Consider the following 21,709-nt stretch of genomic DNA (forward strand, 5'->3'; position numbering starts at 1 on the left):
GGGCGGGGGCGCGGGGGGGTTGGCGCGCCGGCCGCGGGGGGGGGGCGCCTGGTGCACCGGCTGACCCCCCCCGAGCCGCCCGGGTGGGGGGGGGGGCGGCCGGCGCTTGGGCGTGGCGCCCTCGGCGGGATCCGTCACTGGCACAGGGTCCCCGTGTTCAGTACGGGCTGCGGCCTCCTGGCCCCGCACGGCACGGCCATCAGGTTCGACATCATCGCCACCTCACGCTCCTCGTCCAGCTCCACGGTGTCCCTCTCCCGCTGCCTGAAGGTCGTGGCACGTGCCCCCGTCGCGATCCGGGCGAGCGCCGCCTCGACCATGCCGACCGCTCCGTCGGTGATCTGCCACCGGTCCGCGGGTGGAGGCGGCCGGTGTGCGGATCGCCGAGCCCGTCTTCGTCGTGGGCGTCGTAGGCGTCGTTGACGCGCGGAGCGGGTAACCCGGGTACGCCGTGCGTCGCCATGGGTGGTTCCCCCGTTCGTCCGGCATGCGTTCGCCCGGTGCTCCTCCGTCTAGCACTTGCCTAACTAATTGATATCACTTTGTCGCATCCTGGCAACCTTGGGTCCCGTTCGCACGTCGGTTCCCTTGGGGCGGGGTGCTGATTGTCACGTCCGTAAAAGAGCGGATCGGACGCCCTTTGTCATATAGAGCGGTGTTAGCTTTCTGAGCTGACCTGAGCCAGGCACCTGTGCGACAGCCGAGACGGAGCGGAGCAGACGTACTCATGGGACGAGCGGAAGAGAGACGAGCGCGACAGCGTGGTGGCCACCGCGCGGCGCCCAGGCGCCGCTCGTCGGAAGCGGCGGCCGGGCAGACCGGGCCCGCCAAGAGCTGGATACGCCGGCTGTTCACCTGGAAGAAGGTCCTGGGCACGTTCCTGGGCTTCTGCCTGCTGTGCATAGGCGGCTTCTTCGTGCTCTACATGCTGGTCGACGTGCCCAAGGGCAACCCGGCCGCACAGCGGCAGAGCAACGTCTACAAGTTCAGCGACGGCACGATCCTGGCCCGCAAGGGCACGGTCAACCGCGAGATCGTGGATCTCACCAAGGTGCCGCGGGAGGTCCAGCTGACCTTCGTGGCGGCCGAGAACAAGTCCTTCTACAGCGACCCCGGCATCGACTTCAAGGGCACCGCCCGCGGTCTGATCAACACGCTCTCCGGCAAGGGCAAGCAGGGTGGCTCGACGATCACCCAGCAGTACGTCAAGAACTACTACCTCAACCAGGACCAGACCGTCACGCGCAAGCTGAAGGAGCTGGTCATCTCGTTGAAGGTGGAACGCGAGACGTCCAAGGACGACATCCTCGCGGGCTACATCAACACCAGCTACTACGGCCGCAACGCCTACGGCATCCAGGCCGCCGCGCAGGCCTACTACGGGGTCGACGCCCAGAAGCTCTCGGTCAGACAGGGCGCGTACCTCGCCGCGTTGCTGCAGGCGCCGAGCCAGTACGACTGGGCGGTCGCGTCCCCCACCGGCAAGAAGCTGGTGAAGGCGCGCTGGAACTACGTCCTGGACAACATGGTCGAGGAGGGCTGGCTGCCCAAGGCCAAGCGCGAGACCATGCGGTTCCCGGAGCCCAAGGCCCCCAAGGGCGCCCCCGGCCTGGAGGGGCAGAAGGGCTACCTGGTCGAACTCGCCAACCAGCAGCTGGAGAAGCAGCTGATGGAAACGGACGGCCTGACCCAGGCCCAGGCGGAGAGCGCGGTGGTCGACCAGGGCTGGACCATCACCCTGAACATCAACCAGAAGAAGCAGGCCGCGCTGGAGAAGGCCGTCAAGACGGAACTGACCAGCAAGCTCGACCCCAAGAAGCGCAAGGTCGACGACAACGTCCAGGCCGGCGCCGTATCCGTCGACCCCAGGACGGGCAAGATCGTCGCGCTGTACGGCGGCAAGGACTACTACAAGCACTACATCAGCAACGCGACCCGCCGGGACTACCAGCCCGCCTCCACCTTCAAGCCGCTGATCCTCGCCGCGGCGCTGGAGGACGACGCGAAGACCCAGGAGGGCAAGCCGATCAACGCCAACACGATCTACGACGGCACCAGCCGCCGCCCGGTCGTGGACAACGGCGCGAAGGTCGGATTCGCCCCGCCCAACGAGGACGAGCACGACTACGGCCCCATCACGGTCCAGAAGGCGATGAACCAGTCCGTCAACTCCGTCTTCGCGCAGATGGGCGTGGACGTGGGCATGGACAAGGTGATGAGCACGGCCGGCAAGCTGGGCATGGACACCAAGGGCATGCAGGCGGTGCCCGCGCAGACCCTGGGCTCCATGGGCGCCAGCCCACTGGAGATGGCCGGCATCTACGCCACCTTCGACAACCACGGTCAGAAGGTGACCCCCTCGATCATCAAGTCGGCTGAGAAGAAGAACCGTACGGTCGAGATGCCCAACCCCATCGGGGGCTCGGTGATCAGCCGCACCGCCGCCGACACCGTTACCTCGGTGCTGACCGGCGTGGTCGACGACGGTACGGCCAGTGTGTCGGTGGCGCAGAACCCGCTGCGCGACGGCCAGCAGGTGGCGGGCAAGACCGGCACCTCCGACGAGAACCGGTCCGCCTGGTTCACCGGCTACACCCCCGACCTGGTCACCTCGGTGGGCCTGTTCGGCGAGGACAAGAAGACCCAGAACCACGTCTCGCTGAAGGGCGCGACCGGGCTTCCGCTCCCGGGCCTGCGGGTCAACGGCGGCGGTTACCCGGCGAAGGTCTGGGCGGCGTACACCTTCGGCGTCACGGACAAGGCGAAGTTCGACCTGAACACCACCCAGGGCGCGGCCGTCGAGCCGACCGACACCCCGTCCTGGACGTCGACACCGTCCAGGACCCCGTCCCAGACACCGACCTCCGAGCCGCCCACGCCGTCCGACACCCCGACGCAGACCCCGACGCAGACCCCGACCACCCAGGCGCCGACCCAGACCCCGACGACCAGGCCGCCGACGAACACCCCGACCAGCACGCCGACGGGCGACATCACGAACAACCCGTTCAACCCGAGCGACCAGCAGTGACGCCGGGGGGGGGCCCGGGGCTGCCCGGGGGCCCCCCCCCCCCGCCCGCTGTCGCCCCCGGGGGCCATCCACATGTCTGCGGCACATCCTCCCCGCCCCCTCAGGTCATATGCCTCTCGCGACAGCCTGGCACGCGAAGCGCCCGAGCGCTGCGGTTCGGCGCACTGAATCTTGGATTCGACGCGTTCGACAGGACACCCCAACTACCCCTGGAGCCCCAGGAGTTGAGGACTCGACGGGTCAGCGGACCCGACGGGCCGGCGGCCGTCAGCGCTTGGCGACGAACACATGGGAGGCCACGTCCGCCTCCAGCTCCGCCGCCTCACCGCCACTGCCCACGAGCACACCGCCCGCCGACTCCGTCACGCTCACCACCGAACCGGGCTGCACACCCGCCCGGCGCAGCGTGTACATCAGCTGGGCGTCGGTCTGGATGGGCTCACCGATACGGCGGACGACGACCGTCTTGCCGTCCGTCCCCGGATCGAGGTCGGCCAGCGACACCATGCCCTCGTCGAGGAACGGGTCGGCACCGTCCTTCTCGCCGAGCTCCTCCAGGCCGGGGATCGGATTGCCGTACGGCGACTCGGTCGGATGGCGCAGCAGCTCGAGCACACGCCGCTCCACGGCCTCGCTCATCACGTGCTCCCAGCGGCACGCCTCGGCGTGCACCTGCTCCCACTCCAGACCGATCACGTCGACCAGCAGGCACTCCGCGAGCCGGTGCTTGCGCATCACACGCGTGGCCAGCCGACGGCCCTCGTCGGTGAGCTCCAGATGCCGGTCGCTCGCCACCGACACGAGACCGTCCCGCTCCATCCGCGCGACCGTCTGGCTCACCGTCGGGCCGCTCTGGTCGAGCCGCTCCGCGATGCGGGCGCGCATGGGAACGACGCCTTCCTCTTCGAGTTCGAGGATGGTGCGGAGATACATCTCCGTGGTGTCGATCAGTCCGGACATTCGTGCCCCTCGATTACCTCTGCCGGAAGTCCGGCGCGTGCGCTGGCCCTGGCACCAATTCTGCCGTACCCCACTGACAAGCGGGCGGTACCGGGGAAACGGGGCCATGGCTACCTCGACGACTGCGGGCAGTACGCGGCCCGTCTCGCCGTTTCTCGGGCGCACGCCGTATTGACACCACAATGGTCCAGACCGCACGGTGATCCGCGACACAGACGCTGCGAAGGGGCACCGCATGACCGACGGAACGCCGGCCGACCAGTTCTTCGACGCCGCGATCGGCCTGCTGCGCCGGGTCCGCGACGAGGAGTCGGAGACCGTCGCGGCCGCCGGCACCCTCCTCGCCGACACCGTCGAGGCCGGTGGCCGGCTGTTCGCCTTCGGCGCCGGCCACTCCTCCCTCGCCGCCCAGGACGTCGTCTACCGCGCCGGCGGCCTCGCCCTGATGAACCTGCTCGCCGTCCCCGGCGTCGTGGGTGTCGACGTCAACCCCGCCACCCTCGGCTCCGCCCTCGAACGCGTGGACGGCCTCGCGTCCGCCGTCCTGGACACCGCGCCCATCCGCTCCGGCGACGCCCTCGTGATCATCTCCCTCTCCGGCCGCAACGCCCTCCCCGTGGAAATGGCCATGAACGCCCGCGCCCTGGGCGTCAAGGTCATCGGCGTGACCTCGGTCGCCTACGCCACGGAGACGAAGTCCCGGCACGCCTCGGGCACGTACCTGAAGGACCACTGCGACCTCGTCCTCGACTCGAAGATCGCCGTCGGCGACGCGGAGCTCACCCACGACGCCATCCCGGCCCCCTTCGCCCCCGCCTCCACCGTCGTCACCGCCGCACTCCTCCAGGCGGTCGTCGCCACCACGGCCGCCACCCTGGCCGACCGCGGCATCGAGCCCCCGCTGCTGCGCTCCGGAAACGTCGACGGCGGCCACGAGTGGAACGACCGGATCATGGAGCAGTACCGCGACCGCATCTTCTACCGGCGCTGACGGATCCCGCACCGGCACCGACCTCCCGCGACCGGGCCACCGGGGCTACGTCTCCTCCAGCACCCCGGCCAGGTCCAGCGCCGCCCCGATCCGGACCGCCACGTCCTCCGCGTACGTGGCGTCGGAACGCTCGAACCGACTCCGCCCGGCCCCGCGAAGAAAGGTCACGACCCCCAGCGTCCGCCCCCGGCTGCGCAACACCGCGCACAACGCGTGCACCGCGTCCTCCGGCCACTGCCGGGCCAGCGCCCACTCCCGGGCCCGCTCCGCCGGAACCGACCCCGCGTCCGCCCGCACCGAACCGGCCCGGTCCACGCACTGCAGGGCGGGATGCCCCTCCTCATAGCGCAGGGGCAGCCCGGCCTGCCCCGTGAGCACGGCCGGCCCCGGCGCCCCGGCGGGGGTCGCGGCCACCCGCACCAGCCGCACCGGCCCCGCCTCCCCGTCGGCCCGCACACCACCCGCCACCCGGTCGATCAGCGCATGATCGGCGAAACCGGCGAGCGCGAAGTCCAGATGGACGGTGGCCGCCTCCGCCGGATCCTCGCACTCCGCCGCCGCCCTGGCCGCCCGGTGCAACTGGTTCGCGCGGAAGCGCAGCAGCGCGCCCTCCTGCTCGCCCTGCTTCGCCTCCGTCACGTCCCTGAACAGCCAGCCGACCCCGAGCGGCACCGGCTCCTCCGCCAACGGCGAGGCCAGCCGCACGAACCCGCTCCGCCAGCACCGCCGCCGCTCGCCCTCCGGCGTCCGCACGCTCACCCACATCTCCGCGGGCGCGGGCGGAGCACCCTCGGCCAGCACGTGCGTGAGCGCGCTCTCCAGCTCCTCGGCCCCCTGGGCCAGCAGATCACCGAGCGGCCGCCCCAGCATCGAGGTACGCCCGATGCCCAGCGCCCGGGCCGCATGCGCGTTCACCACCGCCGGCCGCAGATCCGCGTCCACGAGCACGACGCCCCACGAGGCGTCCTCGAACAGCGCCTCACTCAGCGCGATGGACCGCTCCAGGTCGATCTGCGTGTGCACCTCGCTGAAGGCGCAGTACACCCCCGCCGGCTTCCCGTCCGGACCGCGCACCACGGCGGACTGCGTCCGCACGAGCACACGCCCGCCGTCCTTGGTGACCAGCGCGAACTCGTGCACCTGCCGTCCGGGAGCGTGCATGGCGGACAGCAGCCGCCCCTCGACCTCCCCGGCATCCGCCTCGCGCACGGCCCACCCGGCGAACCCCTTGCGCCCCACGGCCTCGGCCGCGGTCCACCCCAGGATCCGCTCGGCCTCCCGGTTCCAGTGCGTCACCACCCCGTCCGCGTCGAAAGCGCACAGGGCCGCGTCCATACCGTCCAGCAGGGCGGCGAGCAGATCGGAACCGCCCGAGCCGTCCGGACCGTCGTCGGCCGCGGGGCCACCCCCTCCGGGCTCGGGCTCGTCCGGCCCCAGCTCGTCGGTGGTCCCACTACGCCGGGAAGCACTCACCTGGACCCCCTGCAGGCTGCGTCCGCACGTACGACGCGGAGGTTCGCTCACTCCCTTTCATTCAACTCGAACGTGACGCAGCGCACACTTGGTTCCCACAAGATTGAAGGAATCGTTGTACGCGACGCCCGCGCCCTAGACGCCGGCGCCCGCCAGCCTGAGATCGACCCACAGGTCGCTCCCACCGTCCAGCACGTACCGCTCGACCTCGACGAACCCGTGCTTCCCGGCGAACCGCAACCCGTCCTCGTTCACCGCCAGCACGACCGTCTCGATCACCCTCGCCCCCAGCACACGCGCGTGCGCCAACCCGTTCTCGTACAACGCGGCCCCGTACCCCCGCCGCCGGTACCCGGGCAGCACCCGCGCGATCACCGTCGCCACCGCCGCCGCCCCCTGCGGCGGCCGCACCGTGGAACACCCCACGAGCGCATCCCCCACGTAGGCGTTCTCCAGCCGGTTGCGCCCCGCCCGCTCACGGACCTCGTCCAGCCCCATCGCGGCGGGCGGCACGATCACGTTGTGGACGTGCCGCCACTGCTCGAGCATGGCCTCGCCGTCCACCACCTCTATCCGAAGATCAGTGGTCACACCCGAAGATTACGAGGCCGCCACCGACCGCGCGGGCCGTCGCGCATACACCTCGATCTCGATCCGCATCCGCTCGTCCGCGAGCCCGCACACCATCATCGTCGCCGCCGGCCGCACCTCACCGAACACCCGCCGCAGCACCGGCCAACACGGCTCGAAATCCGCCCGCTCGGGCAGCAGATACCGCACCCGCACGACATCCGAGAACCCGCAGCCCGCCTCCGCCAGCGCCGCCCCGATGTTCCGCAGGCACTGCTCGGCCTGCTCCACGACATCGTCCGAGATGGTCATGGCCGCGTAGTCGAACCCGGTGGTCCCGGACACGTGCACCCAGTCCCCGTCCACCACGGCCCGCGCATACCCGATCCGCTCCTCGAACACCGACCCGCTGAGAACCGCTCGCCGCTCCGTCATGAGCGAAACGCTAGGTGAGCAGCACAGATACGTCTAATAGCCACCAGCCGATGACCTGATATCCCTACGACTATGGATCTGGACCGCCCCGAAGTCCCCCTCCCTCAGCTCCACGCCTTCGTCGTCCTCGCCGAGGAACTCCACTTCGGCCGCGCGGCCACCCGCCTCGGCATCGCCCAACCCCCGCTCAGCCAACAGATCCGCCGCCTGGAGGACAGGGTCGGCCACGCCCTCTTCACCCGCCCCCCAGAGCGCATCACCCTCACCGCGGCCGGCCGGGAACTCCTCCCCGCCGCCCGCCGGGCCCTGACCGATGTCGCCGACGGCCTGGCCGCGGCCCGCGCCGCCGGCAGCGGCCACACAGGCACCCTCCGCATCGGCTTCGCCGCCTCCCTCGCCCTGACAGTCCTGCCCGGCCTCCTCCGCGGATTCCGCACCCACTACCCCGAGGTCCGCCTGGACATCCGCGAGATGACCACGGCACCCCAGCTGACGGCGCTCCGCGACCGCAAGATCGACGTCGGCCTGCTCCGCGAACCTCCCACCGGCGACCCCGACCTGACCTTCCGGACCCTCCTCACGGAACCCTTCGTGGCAGTCCTGCCCTCCTCCCACCCCCTGGCCCCCCAGCGCGCGATCCATCTCTCCGACCTGGCGAACGAGCCCTTCGTCCTGCTCCCCCGCGAATCCGGCCCCACCGTCCACGACCGGATCACCGAGGTCTGCCGAGCAGCGGGCTTCACCCCCCGGGTCACCCAGCACGCGGTCGAATGGCAAACGGTCTGCGCCCTGGTCGAAACCGGCCTCGGCATCTCCCTGGCCCCCGCGGCCATCCGCCGCCTCCGCCTCGAGAACGTCACCTTCCGCCCCCTGACCCCGCCCGTCCCGCGCACCGGGGTGGCAGCTGCGTGGCGGGCTTCGGACACCCGGAACCCACTGGTGACCAACCTGCTGACCAACCTGCTTCCGACGGTCACGAGGGCCGGCTGAGGCCTGCGCTGCATCACCGGGGACCTCGTCCGCCACCGAACCCTCGGGCAAATGGGCGGGCACGTGGACCGGACGCACCTCCGTCCGGTCCGGGGGACGGCAGCGGGAACTCCTTGCATCAACATCTCCGAAAAACAGTTGATCCCGCCCCGGCTGCTCCTTAGGGTGGCGATTACGTAGGAAAGGAGGTGATCGGGTAAATGAGTGAAACCCGGACGCGCGAGGTGGCTGCGGGCTAGCGGCCTGCCACCACACCCAGTGCGGTGCCGGACCGGCGTGTGCGAGAAACACGCAGCCGGCCTAATCCAACGCAGTCACCCGACCCGCGAGCTCGCCGGTACGTCCGGCCGGCTTCTCCGTCGTAAGGCGGAGGACCCGAGCTCGCGGGTCGTCTGCGTTTTCAGGCCAGGCTCAGTTTTCCCGTGCGCCGGGCGCGGGCCTCTCCGATGCGGAGGATCAGGGCGGCCGCCGCGAGGAGCGCGGTGCTCAGGATGCCCAGCCAGGCGAGGGTGGGGGCCAGGTCGGTGGGGGTGTCCGATTCCAGGAGCGCCCCTCGCACCGCGATCAGGCTCCCGGTCAGGGGGAACGCGGCACCGACGATCCGGACCGCGACCGGCAGGGCGAAGTGCGGGAGGCGGACTCCGCTGACGAACCACAGGGGCTCGTCGAGGATCGTGTAGAGGAATGCCGAGTCCCGGGAGAAGACCAGCAGGCTGTTGAGGAACGCGCCCCAGGCGACGGCGGGGATCAGCAGGGCCAGGAGGACGACCGGGTACATCCACCAGGACGCGACCGACAGGGTGCCGAAGCCGAGCAGACCCGCGGCGGTGAAGCAGGTCAGGAGCCAGGCGTTCTGGAGCAGGGCGCCGGCGCCGTTGGCGATCATGAGGGTGAGGCGGCCCGCGGGGGACAGGAAGAGGAGTTCCAGGGTGCCTGTCGTGCGTTCGAAGGACAGGTGCCAGGCGGACTGGACCAGGGAGAAGAAGAAGGCGTAGGCGAGGGTGCCGGTGGCGAGGAAGGCCAGGAGGCGGTGGGGGTCGGCGGCCAGGGGCCAGTGGGCGGCCGCCGGGGAGGCGGTGGCCACCGGGCGGAGGGTGTAGTAGGTCGTCGCGAGTTGCAGGACCGGCCAGATCAGCATGGAGAAGACCACCAGGGGCTGACCGAAGAGGCGGCGGTGCTGTTTGAGGGTCTCCGCGGCGAAGACGCGCAGGGCGGGGCGGATGCCGTTCATGCGGGTACCGCCTCGCCTGCGGTCGTGCGGTCCGTCAGGGTGAGGATGGCGTCCTCCAGGCTGGCTTCCGTGATCTCCAGGGCGCTGATGGCGCCGCCCGCCCCGACGATCGCGGCGGCCAGCGGGCCGGCGATGTCGTCGGGGTGCCGGAGAGTCAGCACTTCGCCGCCGGTCCCGTCGGGTGTGCGGGTGGCGCCGAAGCGGGTGGCGACCTCGGCGACGGCGGGGGAAGGGTTGGGCACGGTGATCCGGACGGTGGCGTGGCTGCCGGTGGCGGCCTTGAGTTCGGCGGGGCTGCCGGCGGCGAGGTGGCGGCCGTCGGTGATGACGTGGACGTGGCCGCACAGTTCCTCGACCTCGGCCAGGTAGTGGGAGGTGAGGAGGACGCCGGTGCCCTCGGTGGCGAGCCGGGCGACGACACCGCGCAGATCGCGGGCTATGGGGGCGTCCAGGCCCAGTGTGGGCTCGTCGAGGAGCAGGTGGGCCGGGTTGTTGATGAGGCCGCGGGCGATGGCCAGCCGTTGGGTCATGCCGCGGGAGTAGCGCTCGACCATGGTGTCGGCGGCGTGCGTGAGGCCGACCAGGGCGAGGAGGTCGTCGATGCGGGGGCGCAGTTCGCGGGTGGGTACGGCGTAGAGCTGGCCGAAGTACCAGAGGTTCTCGCGGCCGGTCATGCGGGTGTAGACCATGCGTTCGCCGCCGGCGATGAGGTTGATGCGGCGGCGTACGGCGCGGGCGTCGGTGACGGTGTCGAGGCCGTCGACGCGGACGGTGCCGGAGGTGGGGCTGAGGAGTGTGGCGAGGATCTTGATGGTGGTGGTCTTGCCGGCGCCGTTGAGGCCGAGGAGTCCGGTGATGCGGCCGGCGGGGATGTCGAGGTCGAGGCCGTCGACCGCGGTCTTGGTGGTGCGGGGGCCGAAGAGGCCGCGTCGGCGGACGGGGAAGTCCTTGCGCAGGTCGCGGACCTGGATGCCGGTGGCGGTCATGGGTCAGTACGTCCTTTCCACGGCTCGGCGTTCGGCGTGCGGGAGGGTCTTGAGGCCCAGCAGGAGGCAGGCGGTGCTGAGGAGGAGGGAGGTGCCGAGGCGGGGGGCCAGGTCGGTGAGGGTGTGGCCGCCGGTGAGGGAGCCGTGCAGGACGTCCATGGCCGCGGTGGTGGGGAAGGCTTCGGCGAGCCATTGCAGGGGGCCGGGGAGGTAGGCGCGGGGGAAGGTGTAGCCGCAGAGCAGGCCCAGGACGGCGAAGACGGTGTTCTGGGCGATGTGGGCCTCGCCCGCGGCGATCATCAGGCCGCCCAGTCCGACGGACAGGGCGAAGACGGCGGTGATCAGGGCGAGTGCGCCGGCGAGTGCGCCGAGTGGTGAGGCGACGGGGATGGAGATGCCGAGGGCGCCGATCACGACGGCGAGGGTGAGGAATTCGGCGATGCTGCTGAGCACCGCGAAGGCGGTGAAGCCGAGGAGGTAGGGCAGCCGGGTGGCGGGGGCGATGAGCAGGGCGGCGAGGGTGCCCTGGCGCTGTTCGGTGATGAGGGCCTTGGCGGACCAGAGGATGAGGCGGACGGTGAACTGGTAGGCGGTCGCGCCGACGGCGAGGTAGGCGAGGTAGGCGGTGGTTCCACTGCCTTGCCGGAATCCGGCGCCTGTCCGGCCGCCGCCGATGGCGTGGTAGGCCAGGTGGCCGAGCGCGATGGTGAGGGCGGCGGGCAGCACGGTGCCGACGGCGTAGGTCCATGGGTAGGCGCGTCTGGTCATGTGCCAGGTGCGCCAGGTGGTGGCCCGGCTGGTGCGCCAGGCGGTGGCGGTGGCCACGTGTCCTCCCCCGTGAGCGGGCCGGAGGGGCCGGCCCGTGTGGATGTGTGCGGTGCTCGTGCGACTGGAACGGGTTCCAGCGAGCTCCTGTGAGTTCCAGTGAGTTCCCTTTGGAAACTGACTCTCCCACCTGGGTTTCTATCGGGAACTGAGCTGTTGGCGCAAGATGGTTGTCGGCAACGTGCGAAGAGGACGGAGGCGGGCGCCGTGGTGCGAGCGGTACCCGAGCGGGACGCGGCCTGTGCGATCGCGCAGGCGGCGGCGGTGATCGGTGACTGGTGGAGCCTGCTGCTGGTGCGGGAGGCGGCGCGCGGGCACCACCGTTTCGACGGGCTCCAGGAGGAGCTGGGCATATCCCGCAAGGTGCTCGCGGAACGGTTGGCGCACCTCGTGGACAGCGGGGTCCTGGAGAAGGTGCCCTACCAGACCGGGCCCGTGCGCCACGAGTACCGGCTGACCCCGACCGGTCGGGCACTGCTGCCGGTGCTGGTGTCGATGCAGGACTGGGCCGACCGCTGGCTGCTGGGCGACGGCACGCTGACCGCGTCGGCCGGCGACGACAGCGCGGAGGCGCGGAGGATGGCTGCGCTGCCGGGCACGCGGGTGCCGTCACTGACGCTGCCCGCGCACACCGGTGAGGATCTCGATCCGGTGGCCGGAGCGACGGTGCTCTTCTGCTACCCGGCGACCGGCCGCCCCTCGCCGCTGCCGGACGGGTGGTCGGACATCCCTGGGACGGTCGGCTGCACGCTGGAGAACCGGCTCTTCCGGGACGCGTACGCCGATTTCACGGCCGCCGGGGTCGCGGTGCGCGGGGTCAGCACCCAGCGGCCGGACGAGCAGCGAGAGTTCGCGGCGGTGGAGGGGATCCCGTTCCCGCTGCTGTCGGACATGGACCTGCGGTTGTCGGCCGCGCTGCGGCTGCCGACGTTCCGCGCGGGGCAGGCCCTGCGGCTGAAGCGGGCGGTCCTGGTGGTCGACCGGGACCGCGTGGTGCGGCAGGTGCAGTTCCCGGTGACGGACATTCCGGGCGCGGTCGCGGCGGCTCTGGAGGCGGGGGCGTCGGCCGCCGGGGAGGTCAGGGGCTGAGGCGCTCCACCCGCCACGCCCCGTCAGCCTCGGCCACGTACCGCAGCCGGTCGTGCAGCCGGTTCTCGCGGCCCTGCCAGAACTCCACTGTCCGGGGTGCGACGCGGAAGCCGCCCCAGCCCGGGGGGACCGGAACCTGTTCACCCTCGGGGTAGCGGGCGGAGAGTTCGGCGTAGGAGGCGTCGAGTTCGGCCCGGGTGACCACGGTGGACTGGGCGCTGGCCCAGGCACCCAGCTGGGAGCCGTGGGGGCGGCTGCGGAAGTAGGCGGCCGTCTCATCGCGGCCGGTGCGGTGGGCGGTGCCGGTGACGATGACCTGGCGGGCGATGGAGTGCCAGGGGAAGAGCAGGGAGACGTGGGGGTTCGCGGCGAGGTCCTGGGCCTTGCGGGAGCCGTAGTTCGTGTAGAAGACGAAGCCCTGCGTGTCGTACTGCTTCAGCAGGACCGTGCGCGAGCTGGGCCGGCCCTCGGCGTCGGCCGTGGCGACGACCATGGCGTTCGCCTCGAAGACCGTGCCGGCCGCCGCCGCTCGCGCTGCCTGTTCGAACCAATGGGTGAACTGGTCCATGGGGTGCGGGGCGAGGTCGCTCTCGTCGAAACCTTCGACCCGGTAGTGCTTGCGCATGGCGGCCGGGTCGAGAATGGAGTCACGGTCGGTCACGCGGTCATCTTGCCGTATGGACGTACCACCTCGCGTGGCACTGAGTGCCGTGTGCACTCCCCAAAGGTGGCACTCGGGGATATCGTTCTTGTGCCGTTCCGGTTGGGTGACCACCGACCGCTCGGGGCATCACCGGGATGACCGTTTCGGACCGCGAGTCCTGAGAGCGACCGTGGAGCCGTTGCGACAACCCGCTTCCTGGCATTCCGCCGCGCCGCACACATCACCAAGGAGCCGCCTGATGTCCGACTTCGTACCCGGGCTCGAAGGAGTCGTCGCGTTCGAGACGGAGATCGCCGAACCGGACAAGGAGGGCGGCGCCCTGCGCTACAGGGGCGTCGACATCGAGGACCTCGTCGGTCATGTCTCGTTCGGCAACGTCTGGGGGCTGCTGGTCGACGGCGCCTTCAATCCGGGACTGCCGCCCGCCGAGCCGTTCCCGATCCCGGTCCATTCGGGTGACATCCGGGTGGATGTCCAGTCGGCGCTCGCCATGCTCGCCCCGGTGTGGGGTCTGAAACCGCTCCTCGACATCGACGAGGAGCAGGCCCGGGACGATCTCGCCCGCGCGGCCGTCATGGCACTGTCGTACGTCGCCCAGTCGGCGCGCGGGCAGGGCCTGCCGATGGTGCCGCAGCGGGAGATCGACAAGGCGCACTCGGTCGTCGAGCGGTTCATGATCCGCTGGCGGGGGGAGCCCGACCCCAAGCACGTGGCGGCCGTCGACGCCTACTGGACGTCGGCCGCCGAGCACGGCATGAACGCCTCCACCTTCACCGCCCGGGTCATCGCCTCGACCGGCGCCGACGTGGCGGCCGCGCTGTCCGGTGCCGTGGGCGCGATGTCCGGGCCGCTGCACGGCGGCGCCCCGTCCCGGGTCCTCGGAATGATCGAGGAGATCGAGCGGACGGGCGACGCGGAAGCGTACGTCAAGGGTGCCCTGGACCGGGGTGAGCGGCTGATGGGCTTCGGGCACCGGGTGTACCGGGCCGAGGACCCGCGCGCGCGTGTGCTGCGGCGTACGGCCCGTGAGCTCGGCGCTCCGCGGTTCGAGATCGCGGAAGCGCTGGAGAAGGCGGCGCTGGAGGAGCTGCACAACCGCCGTCCGGACCGGGTCCTGGCGACGAACGTGGAGTTCTGGGCGGCGATCATGCTGGACTTCGCCGAGGTGCCCGCGCACATGTTCACGTCGATGTTCACCTGTGCCCGTACGGCCGGCTGGTCGGCGCACATCCTGGAACAGAAGCGCACGGGACGGCTCGTGCGGCCCTCGGCGCGCTATGTGGGGCCCGGTCCGCGCAGCCCGCAGGAGATCGAGGGGTACGCGGACATCGCCCACTAGTCGCTGTTCACGCGGCGCTGAGCAGGTCCGCGTGGTGCCGTTCGGCCACCAGCGGGTGCGCCCTGAGCTTGCCCTTGAGCTCGTTGTAGCCGTACTGCGCGAAGAGCGGGTTGGCCGGGTCGTCGGTGATGCCCGGGGCGGTGGCCGCGTGCGGGAAGGGCAGCGGCTCCACCCGGGCGTCGAGCCGCGGGTTGTAGAAGAACGGGACGGAGAAGCGCTCGGTGGCACCGGGCGGGCTGACGACTCGGTGGTTGGTGGCGATCAGGTAGCCGTTCGTCGCCACCTCGAGCAGCTCGCCCAGGTTGACCACGAAGGCGCCCTCCAGCGGCGGCACGTCGTGGAAGAGGCCGTCCTCGCGCTGGACCTGGAGTCCGCCGACGGTGTCCTGGAGCAGCAGGGTCAGGAACCCGTAGTCCTTGTGGGCGCCGACACCCTGGTCGGTGCCGTCGTCCGCGCTGCCGGGGTAGCGCACGAGCTTGAGGTGCGGGTGGGCGTGTTCACCGAAGACCGGGTCGTAGAAGTCGGCGGGGGCGCCGATGGCGGTGAGCAGCTCGTGCAGGAGCCGGCGGGCGACGGCGCTGAGCCGGTCGATCCAGGCGAGTGCGGCGGTGCGCAGTTCAGGGAGGGCCGCCGGCCACTGGTTGGGGCCCTGGAGCCACCAGTACGCGGGTTCGCCCGGCGCGGGGACGTGGGCGGGGCGTTCGGCGCCTATGTCGAGCTGGTCGCGCCAGTCGCGCGATCCCTGGGTGCGTTCGTCGCCGGTGCGGGTGTAGCCGCGGAAGTGGGGCGAGTTGACGTTGTCGAGGGCGAGCCGGTCGGCCTCCGGCAGGGCGAAGAAGGCGCGCATGGCGGTGAGCAGCGCGTCGGTCTCGGCGCGGGTGACTCCGTGCCCGACGAGCTGGAAGAAGCCGACGTCGTGGGCGGCACTGTGCAGCTGGGCGTGGAGGAGCGCGCGGGCCCGGGGGCCGCGGTCGGCGGCGGAGAGGTCGATGATCGGGAGCTGGTCGTACGACGGGTTCGTCATGGGTGCGTCCGCGGGATGTACGGGGCACGGGCAGCCGCCGGGGGTGTGGCGGTGCCCTGGGTGCCGGAAGGAGGAAGAAGGGGGCTGGGTCAGGTAGAGCGCCGACAGCCCATGCTCGTGACGCGCACGTAGTCCACGTGCCGGCGTCGAACGAGCATCGGAAGCATGCGGCAAGGGTACTGCGGCTCGGTGGAAGTGGCTGTGGCCCACGTCATGCATCACGCCCCACGGCACCACGGGGCCACGGGACGCCCCGGCCCACCGCCTCACAGGCCCTGGGGCACCCGCACACCGGCCACCGGCCACCGCCTGCGGACCGCGCCCGGCACAGCACCCGGCGCCCCCGCACCCCGCACCACCCCACGACCGCCCACCGACCGCCCACCCGGCGCAGGCCACGGCCCGCGGACGATCGCGAGACACCCGGCCACCGGACGACCGGCAGATCGAGGCGGCACCGGGAACCCGCGTGGGACCCCTGACCCCTCAGTCCAGTGTCTTCTCCAGGAGCGTCGCCCACTGGGTGACCACCCGGTCGCGGCGGCCCGCGTCGTCGGTGAGGAGGTTGGCCAGGCCCAGGCCGCGGGCCATGTCGAGCAGGCCCTGGACGGTCTCCCGTACGCCGGGGCGGGACTCGTCCGCGCCCAGGAGTTCCACCGCGATGCGGTGGGTCTCGCGGCCGACGCGGGCCTCCAGCTCCGTGACGCGGGGCCGCAGCTGTTCCTCGTTGGAGGCGGCGACCCACAGGTGGAGTGCGGCGCGGAAGAGGGGGCCGGTGTAGAGGTCGACGAGGGCGGAGACGACGGCGTGGCGGTCGGCGGTGCCCTCGGGGAACAGGGCGCGCAGGGCGGTGGAACGTTCCTCGGCCACGTACTCGACGGCCGCCGTGAAGAGGTCCTCGCGGGTGGGGAAGTGGTGCTGGGCGGCACCGCGGGAGACGCCGGCGCGTTCGGCGACGACGGAGACCGTGGAGCCCGCCCAGCCGCGCTCGGCCAGGCAGGCCACGGCGGCCTCCAGGAGCCGCTGCCGGGTGGCCCGGCTGCGGTCCTGCTTGGGCAGGCGGTCGCGTTCGGCCGTACTCACACCCGTGCGCACACTCATCCTGCGCTCACAGCACCCATGAGGGATCCCGTCTTTCGAGGAAGGCCGTCATCCCCTCGCGTGCCTGCGCGGAGGAGAACAGCCGGGCCGAGAGCGCGGTGAGGTCGGCCGCGTCCCGGTCGAGGGCTTCCAGCACCCTAGTCGTGAGCAGCTGTTTCGTCTCGGCCAGACCCTGGGGGGAGGCTCGGCGCAGTCCGTCGAGGATCGGTTCCAGTACGGCGTCGACGTCGTCCCCGGAGGCTGTCAGGAGGCCGACGCGGGCCGCCTCGGCGGCGTCGAAGCGCTCGCCGGTGAGGTAGTAGCGGGCGAGGGCGCGCGGGTCGGTGCGCGGGATCACCGGGAGGGAGATGACGGCAGGCGCGACCCCGATCCGTACCTCGGTGAACGCGAAGCTGGAGTCGGCGGACCCGGCCGCGATGTCGCAGGCGGCCAGCAGGCCCAGGCCGCCCGCCCGCACATGCCCGGTCACCCGGGCGACGACCGGCTTGCGCAGCTCGACGATCTGCCGGAGCAGGCCGACCAGGGCGTCGGGGTGCGGCGGGTCGCGCAGGTCGGCGCCGGCGCAGAAGGTGTTGCCGGTGTGGGTGAGGACCACGGCCCGTACGTCGGCGTCCTTGGCACAGTCGGTCAGCGCGGCCGCGAGTCCGCCGACGAGCGCGGCCGACAGGGCGTTTCGGGTGTCGGCCGAGTCCAGGCTGAGGGTTTCGATGCCACGCGCACGTGTGCGTCCGATCAGTGTCATGACCGCTCCCTGAGTTCCCGCAGCTCCCTGCGGAGGATCTTGCCGGAGGCGGCCCGGGGCACGCCGGCGATGAAGGTGACCTGCCGGACGCGCTTGTAGGGGGCGACGCGTTCGGCGACGTGGAGCATGACCTCGTTCTCGGTGAGGTCGTCGGCTCCGGGCTGGCGCACGACGTACGCGTGCGGGACCTCGTTGTTGTCCTCGTTGTAGACGCCGATGACCGCGGCGTCAGCGATGCCGGGGTGGGTCAGGAGCAGGGCCTCGAGCTCGGCGGGTGCGACCTGGAAGCCCTTGTACTTGATGAGTTCCTTGACGCGGTCGACGACGAACAGCCAGCCGTCGGCGTCCACATGGCCGACGTCGCCGGTGTGCAGCCAGCCGTCGGCGTCGATCATGGCGGCGGTGTCGTCCGGGCGGCCCAGGTAGCCCTTCATGACCTGCGGTCCGCGGATGAGGATCTCGCCGGGCTCGCCGGTGCCGAGGTCCTTGGCGGGGTCGTCGAGGGAGACGATGCGCATCTCGGTGCCCGCGATGAGCCTGCCGACCGTGCCGGCGGGTGCCCGGTGCATGGCGTCGAGCGGGACGACGTGGGTGCCGGGCGAGAGTTCCGTCATGCCGTAGGCCTGGCCGACCGGCGGCAGGCCCAGGCGCTCGGAGCAGGCGGCGGCGAGCTTGGCGTCCAGGGGTGCCGCGGCGCTGATGATGTACCGCAGGGAGGACAGGTCGTAGCGGGCGACGGCCGGGTGTTTGGCGAGGGCGAGGACGATCGGCGGGGCGACGTACAGGCCGGTGATGCGGTGGTTCTCGATGGCCGCGAGGAACGTCTCCAGGTCGAAGCGGGGCAGTACGACGACGGTGGCGCCGTTGCGCAGGGGCGCGTTCATGAGCGCGGTGAGGCCGTAGATGTGGAAGAACGGCAGGACGGCGAGGATGCGGTCGCCGGGGCCGGCCGTGACGGCGGGTTCGAGCTGGGCGAGGTTGGTGGCGATCTGGCGGTGGGTGAGCATCACGCCCTTGGGGACGCCGGTGGTGCCGGAGGAGTACGGCAGTGCGGCGACGTCCTCGGCCGGGTCGACACAGACGTCCGGTTCGGGCGCCTCGGAGGCGAGCATGTCGATCAGGGAGCGGTGTCCGGGCGCGCTGTCGCAGACGAATATCTCCCGTACGCCGCCGGCGAGTTCGGCCGCCCGGCGAGCCGTCCCCAGCAGCGGGGAGACGGTGATGATCCAGCGGGCGGCCGAGTCGTGCAGCTGCTTGGCGAACTCCTCGGGTGTGGCCAGCGGGTGCACGGTGGTGACGGCGGCACCCGCGCGCGTGGCGGCGTAGAAGGCGGTCGGGAAGGCGACGGTGTTGGGGCTGTGCAGGGCGAGGACGTCGCCCTTGCGCACGCCCGCGTCCGCGAGGGCGGCGGCGACGCGCCGGTGGAACCGGTCCACTTGTTCGTACGTGAGCATGGTGCCGTCGGTGCCGTCGATCAGCGCGGGCCGGTCGCCGAACTCGGCGGCACGGCCCAGGACGGCCTCGTGGATGGGGAGTTCGACGGCCGGAACGTCTGCGTACTCGCTGCGGAACACGGTTCCTCCTCGCAGGGCGGTGTGCGCCGATGGGGCCTAGTACGACTTGGGCAGGCCCAGGGTCTGGTGGGAGACGTAGTTGAGAATCATCTCCCGGCTCACCGGGGCTATACGAGCCACGCGCGCGGCCGTTATCAACGAGGCGAGGCCGAATTCGCGCGTGAGCCCGTTGCCGCCGAGGGTGTGCACGGCCTGGTCGACGGCCTTCACGCAGGCCTCCCCGGCCGCGTACTTGGCCATGTTGGCGGCCTCGCCGGCCCCGATGTCGTCGCCCGCGTCGTACAGGTGGGCGGCCTTCTGCATCATCAGGCGGGCCAGTTCGAGGTCGATGTGCGCCTGGGCCAGGGGGTGGGCGATGGCCTGGTGGGCGCCGATGGGGGCCTTCCAGACGGTGCGGTCGCGGGCGTAGCCGATCGCTTTGGCGAGGGCGTAGCGTCCCATGCCGATCGCGAACGCGGCCGTCATGACGCGCTCCGGGTTGAGGCCGGCGAACAGCTGGAGCAGGCCGGCGTCCTCGTCGCCGACGAGCGCGTCGGCGGGCAGCCGCACGTCGTCGAGGACGAGCTCGAACTGCTTCTCGGCGCCGTGCAGTTCCATGTCGATCTGCCGCCGTTCGAAGCCCCCGGCGTCGCGCGGGACGATGAACAGGCAGGGCTTGAGGTTGCCGGTACGGGCGTCCTCGGTGCGGCCGACGATCAGGACGGCGTCGGCGTGGTCGACGCCGGAGATGAACACCTTGCGGCCGGTGAGGAGCCAGTCCCCGGTGTCGCCGTCCCGGCGTGCGGTGGTGGTGATGCGGTGGGAGTTGGAGCCCGCGTCGGGTTCGGTGATGCCGAAGGCCATGGTGCGGGTGCCGTCGGCGAGTCCGGGGAGCCAGGCGCGCTTCTGTTCCTCGGTTCCGAAGCGGGCGATGACGGTGCCGCAGATGGCGGGCGAGACGACGAGCATCAGGAGGGGGCAGCCGGCGGCGCCCAGTTCCTCGAGGACGATGGAGAGCTCGGCGATGCCGCCGCCTCCGCCTCCGTACTCCTCGGGGAGGTTCACGCCGAGGTAGCCGAGCTTGGCGGCTTCCGCCCAGAGCTCGGTGGGCTGGCCGCCGTCGGCGACGACGCGGGCGAGGTATTCGCGGCCGTAGCGCTTGCCGAGGGCGGCGACGGCGGATCGCAGGGCCTTGTGTTCCTCGGTTTCCAGAGTGGTGCTCACTGCTCCTGAACCTCCTTCTGTACTTCCTCTACAACTGCGAGCAGGGCGCCCACCTCGACCTGCTGACCAGGGGCGGCGTGCAGGGCGCTCAGCGTGCCGGAGGCCGGGGCGGTGATCTGGTGCTGCATCTTCATCGCCTCCAGCCAGATCAGGGGCTCTCCGGCCCGTACGGCCGACCCCTCGGCCAGACCCTCGGCGACACGGACGACCGTGCCGGGCATGGGGGCGAGCAGGGAACCGGGGGCGTGGTGGGCCGCCGGGTCGGGGAAGCGGGGCAGCGCGGTGAGCGCGGTGGCGTTGACGTGCACCTGGTCGCCGTAGCGGGCCACGTCGAACTTCCGCCGTACACCGTCCACTTCCAGTACGACGAGCCGCGCGTCGGCGTGCACGACCCGCACCCCGTCCGCGGCGAGGCCGTCCCTGGTGTGCCGGTAGCCGGCCTCGTGCTCCTCGCCCGCCATGAGGTAGCGCTTGGTCTGCGGCTGGGAGGGCAGGTTGCGCCAGCCGCCGAAGCGGGAGCGGCCGTGGGCGTCGGCGAGGGCGGCGGCCAGGGGAGCGTACGGGTCGGGGGCGGGCTCGGTGAGGCCGGTGAGGTGGCGGTCGTAGAAGCCGGTGTCCATGCGGGCCGCCGTGAACTCCGTGTGGCGCAGGGAGCGGACCAGCAGGTCACGGTTGGTGACCGGGCCGTGGACCTGCGCCCGTTCCAGGGCGCCGGCGAGCCTGCGCAGGGCTTCCGCGCGCGTGGGGGCGTGGGCGACCGCCTTGGCGAGCATCGGGTCGTAGTGGACTCCGATCTCGTCGCCGTCGGTGTAGCCGGTGTCGAGGCGGACGCCGTCCGGTACGGCGAGGCGGTGCAGGGTGCCGGTCTGCGGGGCCCAGCCGCGGGCCGGGTCCTCGGCGTAGATGCGGGCCTCGATCGCGTGGCCACGCGCGTGCGGCGGCTCGTCGTCCAGGGCGTGGCCCTCGGCGACCCGGAGCTGGAGAGCGACCAGGTCGATGCCGAACACGGCCTCGGTGACGGGGTGTTCGACCTGGAGGCGGGTGTTCATCTCCAGGAAGTGGGCCTTGCCGTCGGCGACGAGGAACTCGACGGTGCCGGCGCCGGCGTAGTCGACGCAGCGGGCGGCGCGTACGGCCATCCCGTACAGCTCGTCGGTGAGTTCGGCGGTCAGGCCCGGTGCGGGGGCCTCCTCGATCACCTTCTGGTGGCGCCGCTGGAGGGAGCAGTCGCGGGTGCCGAGCGTCCAGACCGTGCCGTGGGTGTCGGCGAGGATCTGCACCTCGACGTGGCGGCCGCGCTCGACGTAGGGCTCGACGAAGACCTCGCCGTCCCCGAAGGCGCTCGCGGCCTCGGAGCGCGCGCTCTCCAGCGCGCCGTCGAGCTGCTCCAGACGGCGCACGATCCGCATGCCGCGACCGCCGCCGCCCGCCGCCGCCTTCACCAGCACCGGCAGGTCGCCCTCGGTGACCGCGCGCAGGGG

Annotated in this window: 19 protein-coding genes and 1 pseudogene; 5 read left to right on the top strand and 15 right to left on the bottom strand. The window is 71.6% G+C overall.

Going from position 1 to position 21,709, the window contains the following annotated elements; genetic code table 11:
• Positions 1 to 134: 134 nt before the first annotated feature.
• Positions 135 to 356, bottom strand: a pseudogene (locus tag ACFW2E_RS03090) (hypothetical protein); the annotation flags it as partial.
• Between the two features lie 371 nt (positions 357 to 727).
• Here ACFW2E_RS03090 and ACFW2E_RS03095 point away from each other — a divergent pair.
• Positions 728 to 3,031, top strand: coding sequence for a transglycosylase domain-containing protein (locus tag ACFW2E_RS03095; protein WP_384460477.1), 2,304 nt, complete (start codon positions 728 to 730; stop codon positions 3,029 to 3,031).
• Positions 3,032 to 3,298: 267 nt separating this feature from the next.
• On the opposite strand, the gene ACFW2E_RS03100 is transcribed toward ACFW2E_RS03095, so the two are convergent.
• Positions 3,299 to 3,991 (bottom strand): metal-dependent transcriptional regulator, encoded by a 693-nt coding sequence (locus ACFW2E_RS03100; protein ID WP_116150442.1) that lies wholly within the window; start codon positions 3,989 to 3,991, stop codon positions 3,299 to 3,301.
• 235 nt (positions 3,992 to 4,226) lie between these two features.
• Here ACFW2E_RS03100 and ACFW2E_RS03105 point away from each other — a divergent pair, with 235 nt between their 5' ends.
• Positions 4,227 to 4,982 carry an SIS domain-containing protein gene (locus ACFW2E_RS03105; protein ID WP_384460480.1) on the top strand — a complete coding sequence of 252 codons (756 nt, stop codon included), beginning with the start codon at positions 4,227 to 4,229 and terminating at the stop codon, positions 4,980 to 4,982.
• Between the two features lie 45 nt (positions 4,983 to 5,027).
• Here the strand turns inward: ACFW2E_RS03105 and ACFW2E_RS03110 are convergent, their stop codons facing one another.
• The 3 genes from ACFW2E_RS03110 to ACFW2E_RS03120 all read right to left on the bottom strand — a co-directional run bounded on the left by ACFW2E_RS03110 (position 5,028) and on the right by ACFW2E_RS03120 (position 7,460).
• Complete coding sequence (locus ACFW2E_RS03110; RefSeq protein ID WP_384460483.1) at positions 5,028 to 6,455, bottom strand: PAS domain-containing protein; 1,428 nt, start codon at positions 6,453 to 6,455, stop codon at positions 5,028 to 5,030.
• Between the two features lie 135 nt (positions 6,456 to 6,590).
• The gene (locus tag ACFW2E_RS03115) at positions 6,591 to 7,004 is read right to left on the bottom strand and encodes a GNAT family N-acetyltransferase (RefSeq protein ID WP_384460557.1); all 414 of its coding nucleotides are present in this window, start codon (positions 7,002 to 7,004) and stop codon (positions 6,591 to 6,593) included.
• Positions 7,005 to 7,055: 51 nt separating this feature from the next.
• A complete protein-coding gene (locus ACFW2E_RS03120; RefSeq protein WP_384460485.1) occupies positions 7,056 to 7,460 on the bottom strand; it encodes a RidA family protein in 405 nt (134 codons plus the stop codon).
• Between the two features lie 78 nt (positions 7,461 to 7,538).
• Here ACFW2E_RS03120 and ACFW2E_RS03125 point away from each other — a divergent pair, with 78 nt between their 5' ends.
• Positions 7,539 to 8,450, top strand: a complete 912-nt coding sequence (locus ACFW2E_RS03125; protein ID WP_384460560.1) for a LysR family transcriptional regulator — start codon at positions 7,539 to 7,541, stop codon at positions 8,448 to 8,450.
• 400 nt (positions 8,451 to 8,850) lie between these two features.
• On the opposite strand, the gene ACFW2E_RS03130 is transcribed toward ACFW2E_RS03125, so the two are convergent.
• From ACFW2E_RS03130 to ACFW2E_RS03140, 3 genes are read right to left on the bottom strand one after another with little or no spacing between them, the layout of a single operon-like run.
• Positions 8,851 to 9,681, bottom strand: coding sequence for an ABC transporter permease (locus tag ACFW2E_RS03130; RefSeq protein WP_384460488.1), 831 nt, complete (start codon positions 9,679 to 9,681; stop codon positions 8,851 to 8,853).
• On the bottom strand, positions 9,678 to 10,667 hold the full coding sequence (locus ACFW2E_RS03135; RefSeq protein ID WP_384460491.1) for an ABC transporter ATP-binding protein: 990 nt from the start codon (positions 10,665 to 10,667) through the stop codon (positions 9,678 to 9,680). The genes ACFW2E_RS03130 and ACFW2E_RS03135 overlap by 4 nt, the downstream gene beginning before the upstream one ends.
• Before the next feature lie 3 nt (positions 10,668 to 10,670).
• Positions 10,671 to 11,492 carry an ABC transporter permease gene (locus ACFW2E_RS03140; RefSeq protein WP_384460494.1) on the bottom strand — a complete coding sequence of 274 codons (822 nt, stop codon included), beginning with the start codon at positions 11,490 to 11,492 and terminating at the stop codon, positions 10,671 to 10,673.
• Between the two features lie 207 nt (positions 11,493 to 11,699).
• On the opposite strand from ACFW2E_RS03140, the gene ACFW2E_RS03145 reads away from it, so the two are divergent.
• A complete protein-coding gene (locus tag ACFW2E_RS03145; RefSeq protein ID WP_384460497.1) occupies positions 11,700 to 12,581 on the top strand; it encodes a winged helix-turn-helix transcriptional regulator in 882 nt (293 codons plus the stop codon).
• On the opposite strand, the gene pdxH is transcribed toward ACFW2E_RS03145, so the two are convergent.
• Positions 12,571 to 13,206 carry a pyridoxamine 5'-phosphate oxidase gene (gene pdxH / locus ACFW2E_RS03150; RefSeq protein ID WP_384460563.1) on the bottom strand — a complete coding sequence of 212 codons (636 nt, stop codon included), beginning with the start codon at positions 13,204 to 13,206 and terminating at the stop codon, positions 12,571 to 12,573. The two genes, ACFW2E_RS03145 and pdxH, sit on opposite strands and share 11 nt — an antisense overlap.
• Before the next feature lie 277 nt (positions 13,207 to 13,483).
• Here pdxH and ACFW2E_RS03155 point away from each other — a divergent pair, with 277 nt between their 5' ends.
• Positions 13,484 to 14,584 carry a citrate synthase 2 gene (locus ACFW2E_RS03155; RefSeq protein ID WP_384460500.1) on the top strand — a complete coding sequence of 367 codons (1,101 nt, stop codon included), beginning with the start codon at positions 13,484 to 13,486 and terminating at the stop codon, positions 14,582 to 14,584.
• 7 nt (positions 14,585 to 14,591) lie between these two features.
• On the opposite strand, the gene ACFW2E_RS03160 is transcribed toward ACFW2E_RS03155, so the two are convergent.
• From ACFW2E_RS03160 to ACFW2E_RS03185, 6 genes are all read right to left on the bottom strand, one after another.
• Positions 14,592 to 15,608 (bottom strand): isopenicillin N synthase family dioxygenase, encoded by a 1,017-nt coding sequence (locus ACFW2E_RS03160; RefSeq protein ID WP_384460503.1) that lies wholly within the window; start codon positions 15,606 to 15,608, stop codon positions 14,592 to 14,594.
• Between the two features lie 486 nt (positions 15,609 to 16,094).
• Complete coding sequence (locus tag ACFW2E_RS03165; protein ID WP_384460506.1) at positions 16,095 to 16,709, bottom strand: TetR/AcrR family transcriptional regulator; 615 nt, start codon at positions 16,707 to 16,709, stop codon at positions 16,095 to 16,097.
• A 7-nt stretch (positions 16,710 to 16,716) separates the two neighbouring features.
• Positions 16,717 to 17,451 carry an enoyl-CoA hydratase family protein gene (locus ACFW2E_RS03170; protein ID WP_384460509.1) on the bottom strand — a complete coding sequence of 245 codons (735 nt, stop codon included), beginning with the start codon at positions 17,449 to 17,451 and terminating at the stop codon, positions 16,717 to 16,719.
• Positions 17,448 to 19,025 carry a 4-coumarate--CoA ligase family protein gene (locus ACFW2E_RS03175; protein ID WP_384460512.1) on the bottom strand — a complete coding sequence of 526 codons (1,578 nt, stop codon included), beginning with the start codon at positions 19,023 to 19,025 and terminating at the stop codon, positions 17,448 to 17,450. The genes ACFW2E_RS03170 and ACFW2E_RS03175 overlap by 4 nt, the downstream gene beginning before the upstream one ends.
• Before the next feature lie 36 nt (positions 19,026 to 19,061).
• Complete coding sequence (locus ACFW2E_RS03180) at positions 19,062 to 20,228, bottom strand: acyl-CoA dehydrogenase family protein (protein WP_384460515.1); 1,167 nt, start codon at positions 20,226 to 20,228, stop codon at positions 19,062 to 19,064.
• Positions 20,225 to 21,709 (bottom strand): biotin/lipoyl-containing protein (locus ACFW2E_RS03185; protein WP_384460518.1); only part of this gene is annotated, 1,485 nt, incomplete at its 5' end. The genes ACFW2E_RS03185 and ACFW2E_RS03180, both read right to left, overlap by 4 nt.

Source organism: Streptomyces sp. NPDC058964 (assembly GCF_042741275.1).
In the GTDB taxonomy this organism is placed as follows: Bacteria; Actinomycetota; Actinomycetes; order Streptomycetales; family Streptomycetaceae; genus Streptomyces.